Raw genomic sequence first — 8,059 nt, 5'->3', positions numbered from 1 at the left:
TATCAATTGGTCAACAACAGAGATTATGCTTAGCAAGAACGTTAGCCGTTAATCCTGAAATCATTCTCATGGATGAACCATGTTCTGCTCTTGATCCCATTTCAACAGCAAAAATCGAAGATTTAATCCAGGAACTGAAGGAAAACTATACAGTTATTATCGTAACTCACAACATGCAACAGGCAGCACGTGTAGCGGATTATACCGCCTTTATGTGCTTAGGGGAACTTGTTGAATTTGGAGCTACTCTTCAAGTATTCGAAGCACCGAAATGCAAACAAACAGAGGATTATGTTTGTGGACGTTTCGGCTAATACGTTCACTCATTCTAGCACATTATCTCTTTACTTTTTTTTTTGAATATGCTTTAGTTTTAGTATTTCACATGTAATTCTGTGTTAATTCATCAATTCGTGACATCTCGTCTTTTGAAAGTTTAATGTGCATTGCACCAATATTCTGTTCCATTTGACTTGTCTTTGATGCACCTGGTATAGTTACAACTACATCGCCATGAAAATTGATAAGCCAATTTAGAGATACTTGTGCGGGAGAAGCGTTATGGGCTTGAGCAATCTCTTCTAGAGCGTCAATCAGTGGTTGGGTACGCTCTAGTTTCTTTTTTGGGCGAAGCCCAAAGCTCATCATTTTTCGCAATCTCCCGAGTTTTTTAATCAGAGACGGGTCCTCGTGGAACCTTCCAGTAAGCAATCCTTGCTCAAGAGGAGAGTACGCAATTATTGTTATACCTAGCTCTCTAGCAGTATCTAAGATATCATTCGTCTCAATTTTACGATCAAGTAAGCTATATTTCACTTGATTGGAAACTAGCTGTAACTCGTGTTTTTCTTCAAGTATTTCGAACCCTCTTCTCATTTTACCTGCTGACCAATTACTAACTCCTATTGAACGAATTTTGCCATCTTTAACCAAATCAGCCATTGCATCCATCATTCCTTTAGTCGATGCTAATGCAATAGATGCATGAATCTGATGCAAATCAATTCCAAATCCGTCCAAATAATGTAGTCGTTTATCAATTGTTTTCCGAATTGAGTTCGCTCTTCTTGGAAATGGAAACCACTTAGTAGCAATGACAACGTCACCGTTTTTCATGCCTGCCGCGTGAAGAGCATTTGCAAGATTTCGCTCTGATTTTCCAGCACCATAAGCCTCTGCCGTATCAAACCAGTTAATACCTCCATCAAGAGCAACTTTTACGATTTCGTTTATGATTTCGGGAGATAAAGAAGGCCAATATCGTCCACCAAATCCTCCTGATCCCCCTGAAAATTGCCAGCAACCTAGACCGATTTTAGTGATTTCAATTTCTGATTTTCCGAGATTTACTTTGTTGATTTGATTCATTTTAGTCACAACCATACTAATGAAGAATAATTTTGTCTTTATCTTTGAGATATTCTGGAACTATTGAGATAACATTTTTCACAGAAAAAATCACGTCGTCACCAAATCCCTTTGAATAAAGATTTCTTGCATGTGAGGAGTTTATGGCAGCAAAATGCTCCAAACCTTCAACGAATTTCATATCTTCCTTAAGGAAATCATCAAGAATACATCCTTCATTCTCTAGAATTTTGGCAATTAGTGAGGCTGCTGCTAAATCTTCTCTAGCTTTAAGTTCCGATGGACCACCTGAAAGAACCATAACTATATTACGTTTCATCCTTTTTGCTTCCTTTAAAGATGTATAAGCAACTGCATTCGCATTTACTATAGCTCCTATAAAAATTCGAGCTGCTGCCTTGGCTTTTGATAGTCCCTTTGGAAAATTTGTAGACGAGAAAATTATGATTTTTCCTACAATTCTATTTCTTGCTGATTCTAGATCATTCCTGTATGGAGAATTGCCGAGGTCAAAATCCTCGATCCGTTCCATGTTCCTTTCTCCAACAAGAAGAGCATCTGGAAATTTTGTTTCTTTTACATTTCTTGCTTCTTCAGGAGTGATCCGTACGTGAATTTCTTTTGCACCATTTTTTAGAAGGACAATACAGTTAGTTGTAGCCCTCAATACATCAATAACTATAGCAACATTATTTTTGATTTGTTCAGGATCGACTGGTTTTATCTGATCGCTTTCTCGCCTCCATACAAGAAATACTCGCGGATTTTCAGAGATCGACATTGTTGTACATCCTTAAGCATAGGATCTTGTTAGTCTGGCTCAGAGTTTTAGAATAGTCCCTGTATTAAATAATTTAAATCCTTCCAAATTGTCAGAAAAGATTTTTTGTGCAAGAAAGCCCGTGCAGTGGCATGGTGCGAGTACTGTTGGATTCAAGGCGTTTAGAATCTCTAAAACCGCTTTTATAGTTTCTGGGTCACTTTCTACTAAATGAAAGCCTCCGATAACTCCAATGATTTCTTCACGATTTGTAAGTTTTTGTGAATGGAAGATTGTATTTACGATTCCTGAGTGTGCACAACCAGCTATTATGACAAGTCCTTCCTTTATATTAACTATCAGAGCTTGATCGTCAAGTAATTCATCTTTCACAAGCATATCGTTTTTCTTGGTTAAAAGTTTGTTTGATAATGATGAAATTGAGGTTCGATTAATTTCCCCAGTTGTGCATGCTGACGGCGCAATTTTTACTGGAGTCTCAGATAATGTTAGGATTCCTGTGTGCTGAAGATCATCTTTGGAAAATGGAACCCCGATATATCTTAAACGTGCATGCTTTGAGTATTTCTTATCAAACATATTAGGATGTCCAATAATAGGAATTTTTTTTGGTATCTTTCGCAGGATATCTAAGAGTGCCCCAGTATGGTCATAATGGCCGTGGGAGATTACTATGGCATCAATTTCTGTTAAATCAATTTTAAGCCGTTGAACATTATTAAAAAATGCGAAAGTAGATTGACCTGCGTCCATTAGAATCTTTGTCGTGTTATCCTCCAAGATAATCTCGATTAACATGGAAAGCCCATGCTCTGCATAAAACCCCGGTTTATTTGAAGTATTTTCGACAATAGCTGTTATTGTGACCTCATCAGCAGGTTCTAGTTCCATAAAAATTTCCTCCTGAACCTAGTAAGATAACTTTGTCTTATGGTGAAATAACGAGTTTATAAAAATGAGGCTTGTCAACAATTGCGTGAAAGTACTGTTTCACGTAATGACAGTCTATCTAAAAATGAATCATAAAAAACTTCTTCGAATAATATAAAAAAAGGGGTAGGTTAAGGGAAAATTACTCCAACTAATCCTGCAATCGCTAGACCAAAACCAACGGCTACCCCTGCAAATATTAAGCCAAAGATTATGAATGCAAAGATATTTGCTAATATGGAAACTCCTGTAGTTGTATCAGCAACCTCTCTGAATGATAGTACATTGCTAATAAATAATAGAAGACCAATGATTAGACCGCCTCCTACAGCGATTACAGCAACTTCGACGCCACCACCACCGACTGCAGTATATATTAGCGCTATGAAGAGAATAACATACAGGAATGCGTGTGAAAATGCAAATCCAGTAACTCTTAGGACCTGTATACCTTGAATGCCTTTGGATCCTACAAACTTACCCATTAGAAAAAGTACGAAAACCCAGATTATAAATGGGACAAACACGAAGAAAATGGACGCCACAATGAATATAAGAATTCCCGTAGCAATTTCGATTGGGGTACCTCCAATTGTCCAGGGACCGTAAATAAACCAGAGTGGAAGTAAAGCAATAGTTCCAATGACTAACAAGACGACCTCGATTAGAAAAGGCATAAGAATTGATTGAGTGGTTGCGGCAGGGTCATCCTTGACTTCGCTATATACACTTTTATCAAGTTTCATTGCACGTAAAATGCGCTCAGACATTTTTCTGATTGTTTCTCCAGTTGTCATTTTCATCCTCCAAAATTTCAAATAAACTTGATGTAGGGTGTTTATTTTCTTTGTAGTATAAAAATATAGTTTGTTGTCGAGGAAAGGATTCTTCAGTTACTGAAATCACGAGACTGATTATTAATAGGGATTACTACATGAAAGGTGCTTCCTTTGCCGATACTACTTTCCGCCCAAATTAAACCACCGTGCATTTTAACATATTCTTTTGTGATGGCCAGACCTAGACCTGTACGTTCAAACTTAGATTGAAAATCAGCTGATACTGATAGATCAACAACATGAAACGGTTGAAATATCTTATCAATATCTTTTTCCATGATTCCGATCCCCGTATCCTTCACCATAACATGAATGGTCTCGCCTTCTTTCATTAATCTGATTGTAATTTTGCCTCCGTTAGGCGTGTATTTGACAGCGTTGGAGAGTAAGTTATTGAAGATTGTTCTCATAATTACGATATCCATGTAAATTAAAGGTAACGGCTCAGGAGTAATAAGGTCAAGCATATGTCCATGTTTTCTTGCTAATGGCAAGATATCTTTGATAACTTGGACAACTACACTTTCAAGAGAACCTAATTCAGGTTCTAATTTTTTCGTACCAGCTTCAAGTCGTGAATAATCAAGGAAATTATTAACAAGCACTGTTAGTCTTTCAGCACTATCTGCAATAATTTCTATCCTACTCCTAATTGCCTTATGAAGATCTAAATTTTTGCTTTTCATTTCTAGAAGATCAACATTTACTTTCAAAGCACTTAATGGTGTACGCAGTTCGTGAGCTGCAGTATTAATAAATTTTGATTGTATCTGATCAACTTTTTTCCTCAAAGTAATATCGCGGATTATTGCCATCAAAGCAGCTCTACCCTTATAGTCAATTACACTGACATTTAATTCAACAGGTATCTTTCTCCCATTCTTTGCAAGAATCTCTATTTCATATCTATTTAGTACTCCTTCACCAGACATCCTTCTTTTATACCTATTTAATACTAATTCTCTGTATTCTGGAGCAACAAAATCAATAAATTGTTTCCCAAGAGCTTCATCTCTTGAAAAGCCAGTAAGTTCGATCATCTTTGTATTTACAAATTTTAGTTCTTTATCTTGAACAATACAAATTCCATCGTTTCCTTTTTCCACAAGCGTTGAATATTTTTTCTCCGATTCTTTTAACGCTTCTTCAGTCAACTTGTATTCAGTTATATCTTTAACTACTTCCACAACAGCGATAATTTCACTATTAGAGTCTCTTACAGGAGAACTAGTAGTTAAAATATAGATTGGGCTGCCATCTGGGCGTAGAATCATTCCTTCTGAAATCACCGTTTTCTTTTTTTCAAGAACCATTTTAACTGTACAATTTGGACATGGTGATTCTAGCCCCTTATACGCTCTGTAACATTTCTCTCCAATAACATTTCCATAAATTGCTCTTTCTGGTTGATTTATCCAAATAATGTCCAAATCCCTATTTTGTATCGTAATGAGGTCTCCAATAGCGTTTAAAATTGCCTGTTGGGTAGCTTCCGATTTAATCAAAGCCATCTTTTGTTCTTCAAAGTTCTTTTCTTGAGGTTCAATATATCCTAGCACATGAGGAATCAATTTCTTTGGCGGAATTTCACGATGATTTGAGCTAGACAAAATTATTCAACTTCATTTATTTTGAAAAGTGAATCAGGAGATCTCATTAAAGAAGATTCTCGATACTAATTGATTCTCATTTTCAATCTATTTCATTAAGTCTGTGCAAACTGATACTACTCAATACTTGTTAAAAAATTGTTTGGTTTGAAGAATATTTCAAAATAGCTCATCTGTCTGAAAAATCATTGTTCACAAAAGGAATCAAAGATTTCTGTAATTTCCACTCAATTGAATAATTACTATACGTTTCATTAGAAAGTTAAAAGAATGCATCTTTATATACAAAAAATAAAAACTGAAACACTTAACTTGTGTTAAAGGTGAAAAAAAATGAGTGTTAAAGCAAGTCACATCCTTGTGAAGAAGAAATTTCTCGCAGATCAATTACTTGAACGTATAAACAATGGCGAATCCTTTTCCAAACTAGCTAAAGAATTCTCTGAATGTCCTTCTAAGAAACGCGGTGGATCGCTTGGTGAATTTTCTCGAGGTCAGATGGTTAAGCCTTTTGAAAAAGCTACATTTGCCCTTAAAGTCGGTGAAGTCACTCCAGAACCTGTAAAGACACAATTTGGATACCACATTATTAAGCGAACAGGATAGATCTCTAAATACAAAATACAAATGGAGGACACTTTATGAAAACTCAAAAAGAGCCTGTATGGCCAAATTTTTTATTTCCATCACCCGTTGTTTTGGTAACCTGCTTAGATGAAGAGAAAGGAGGAGCAAATATCATAACACTTGCCTGGGCATCGAATTTTTCATTAAATCCTCCTACAATAGGAATAGGTGTCGGTACAGGAAGATATTCGTATAAACTCATTGAAAAAACAGGCGAGTTTGTTGTAAATATCCCGTCAAAGAAGCATCTACATGAATCCGATTTTTGTGGTGTGACTTCTGGGAAAAAGGTTGACAAGTTTTCTTTGACAAAGTTCAATACCGTGCCTGCAATCAAAGTAAAAACACCACTTATTAAAGAATGCCCTGTAAATATCGAATGTAGGGTTTCTAAAATCATCGACAGTGGAAGTCATGGGATCATTATCGGAGAAATTCTATTGATGCATGTCGATGAAGAAATACAAACATCACAAGAGACTATTGATTACTCAAAAGCAGATCCGATATTATATCTCAATGGAGATTATTGGAGTGTTGGAGAAGAAATAGGAAAACACGGTCTTTCTAAAGGAAAACCCCGCGAATAAAATGAAATGTGTTGCAGAGGCGATTTAAATGAAAGGCTGGAATGGGAAAATTCTCAGAGTGAATTTATCAAATAAAACACATCTCGTAGAGACATTTAACGAAAATTTTGCCAAGAAATGGCTCGGTGGAAGAGGATTTGCACTAAAAATATTGTGGGATGAATTAAAGCCAGGAATAGATCCATTAGGTCCCGAAAACAAACTTATTATTGCATTAGGACCGATTTCTGGAATTAGTGCACCAAACACTGGCAAGGTTGTTGTTGCGGCTAAATCTCCTTTAACAGGAGGATACGGAGATGGTAATATTGGCTCACATATCGCAATCCAATTGAGAAAAGCTGGATATGATGCTTTAGTTGTTGAAGGCATTTCTAATGAACCTGTGTGTCTTTCTATTGAAGATGATAAAGTGGATTTTCTTTCAGTAAAGGAATGGTGGGGAAATGGTACATATGAAACAATAGAACTTATTGAGGAAAAATTTGGAAAACATGCGGCGCATCTTGTAATAGGACAAGCTGGAGAAAATCTTGTTAGATATGCCGTAATTAGATCAATGGAAGGGAGAGCAGGTGGACGACCTGGTATTGGCGCCGTTATGGGCTCAAAGAAATTGAAAGCAATAGTTGTCAAAGGAACAAAGAATTTATATGATATAGTCGCAGATCAAGAAAAAATGAAACAATTGGGTTCTCAAGGAATGAAGAAAGTTAGGGAACTTGATGATCAGACTAATTGGACAAAACAATCAACCAACGCAATTTTATCCTGGTGTAACGATTTTGATGCACTTCCAGTTAGGAATTTCAGGAAAACGTCACATCCATTATCACACAAAATCGATGGTGAAGCATTACAAAAAGCACGTATTGCAACATATGGATGTCCTCATTGTGTTATGAGGTGCGGTATTGCCATTAATGATGATGAAGGACATATCAGTGAACTCGATTATGAGAACATTGGTATACTGGGTGCAAATTTAGAAATATTTGACCTTCCAGCTGTTGGGACTCTTAATTATCTCTGTGACGATTATGGACTAGATACGATAAGTACAGGGAGTGTTTTAGGTTTCTATGCAGATGCTATAGAACAGGGACTCTATAATGGCAATTTTAAATTTGGAGATGCAGAGGCTGCTAAAGAACTCATCAAAATGATTGCTTATAGAAAAGATGTTGGTGACTTCTTAGCCGAAGGAACTAAACGTATGAGTGAAGAAATCGGTAATAATTCACATGAATTTGCGATGCAAGTGAAAGGACTTGAAGTTTCTGCTTATAATTGTAAATTCTGTCCTGGTATGGC

9 protein-coding genes are annotated in these 8,059 nt (G+C 36.4%); 4 read left to right on the top strand and 5 right to left on the bottom strand.

Annotated elements, in window-relative coordinates; translation table 11 throughout:
- Window positions 1–314: phosphate ABC transporter ATP-binding protein (locus tag QVB70_RS08295; protein ID WP_287585260.1), on the top strand; the 314-nt coding region annotated here is incomplete at its 5' end.
- A gap of 67 nt (window positions 315–381) precedes the next feature.
- Here QVB70_RS08295 and QVB70_RS08290 read toward each other — a convergent pair.
- The 5 genes from QVB70_RS08290 to QVB70_RS08270 all read right to left on the bottom strand — a co-directional run bounded on the left by QVB70_RS08290 (window position 382) and on the right by QVB70_RS08270 (window position 5,528).
- The gene (locus tag QVB70_RS08290) at window positions 382–1,368 is read right to left on the bottom strand and encodes an aldo/keto reductase (protein ID WP_287585259.1); all 987 of its coding nucleotides are present in this window, start codon (window positions 1,366–1,368) and stop codon (window positions 382–384) included.
- A 16-nt stretch (window positions 1,369–1,384) separates the two neighbouring features.
- The gene (locus QVB70_RS08285; protein WP_287585258.1) at window positions 1,385–2,149 is read right to left on the bottom strand and encodes a 2-phosphosulfolactate phosphatase; all 765 of its coding nucleotides are present in this window, start codon (window positions 2,147–2,149) and stop codon (window positions 1,385–1,387) included.
- Between the two features lie 39 nt (window positions 2,150–2,188).
- Complete coding sequence (locus QVB70_RS08280) at window positions 2,189–3,040, bottom strand: MBL fold metallo-hydrolase (protein WP_287585257.1); 852 nt, start codon at window positions 3,038–3,040, stop codon at window positions 2,189–2,191.
- Between the two features lie 170 nt (window positions 3,041–3,210).
- A complete protein-coding gene (locus QVB70_RS08275) occupies window positions 3,211–3,876 on the bottom strand; it encodes a hypothetical protein (RefSeq protein WP_287585256.1) in 666 nt (221 codons plus the stop codon).
- Between the two features lie 92 nt (window positions 3,877–3,968).
- Window positions 3,969–5,528 carry a PAS domain-containing sensor histidine kinase gene (locus QVB70_RS08270; RefSeq protein WP_287585255.1) on the bottom strand — a complete coding sequence of 520 codons (1,560 nt, stop codon included), beginning with the start codon at window positions 5,526–5,528 and terminating at the stop codon, window positions 3,969–3,971.
- A gap of 333 nt (window positions 5,529–5,861) precedes the next feature.
- Here QVB70_RS08270 and QVB70_RS08265 point away from each other — a divergent pair, with 333 nt between their 5' ends.
- The 3 genes from QVB70_RS08265 to QVB70_RS08255 form a co-directional block, all read left to right on the top strand.
- Window positions 5,862–6,134 carry a peptidylprolyl isomerase gene (locus QVB70_RS08265; RefSeq protein WP_287585254.1) on the top strand — a complete coding sequence of 91 codons (273 nt, stop codon included), beginning with the start codon at window positions 5,862–5,864 and terminating at the stop codon, window positions 6,132–6,134.
- Window positions 6,135–6,169: 35 nt separating this feature from the next.
- Window positions 6,170–6,745, top strand: coding sequence for a flavin reductase family protein (locus QVB70_RS08260; protein WP_287585253.1), 576 nt, complete (start codon window positions 6,170–6,172; stop codon window positions 6,743–6,745).
- A 28-nt stretch (window positions 6,746–6,773) separates the two neighbouring features.
- On the top strand, window positions 6,774–8,059 hold a 1,286-nt coding region (locus tag QVB70_RS08255; protein WP_287585252.1), incomplete at its 3' end, for an aldehyde ferredoxin oxidoreductase family protein.

Source organism: Candidatus Borrarchaeum sp. (genome assembly GCF_019058535.1).
Classification (GTDB): Archaea; Asgardarchaeota; Sifarchaeia; order Borrarchaeales; family Borrarchaeaceae; genus Borrarchaeum; species Borrarchaeum weybense.
This window is presented reverse-complemented; position numbering and strand designations above follow the sequence as displayed.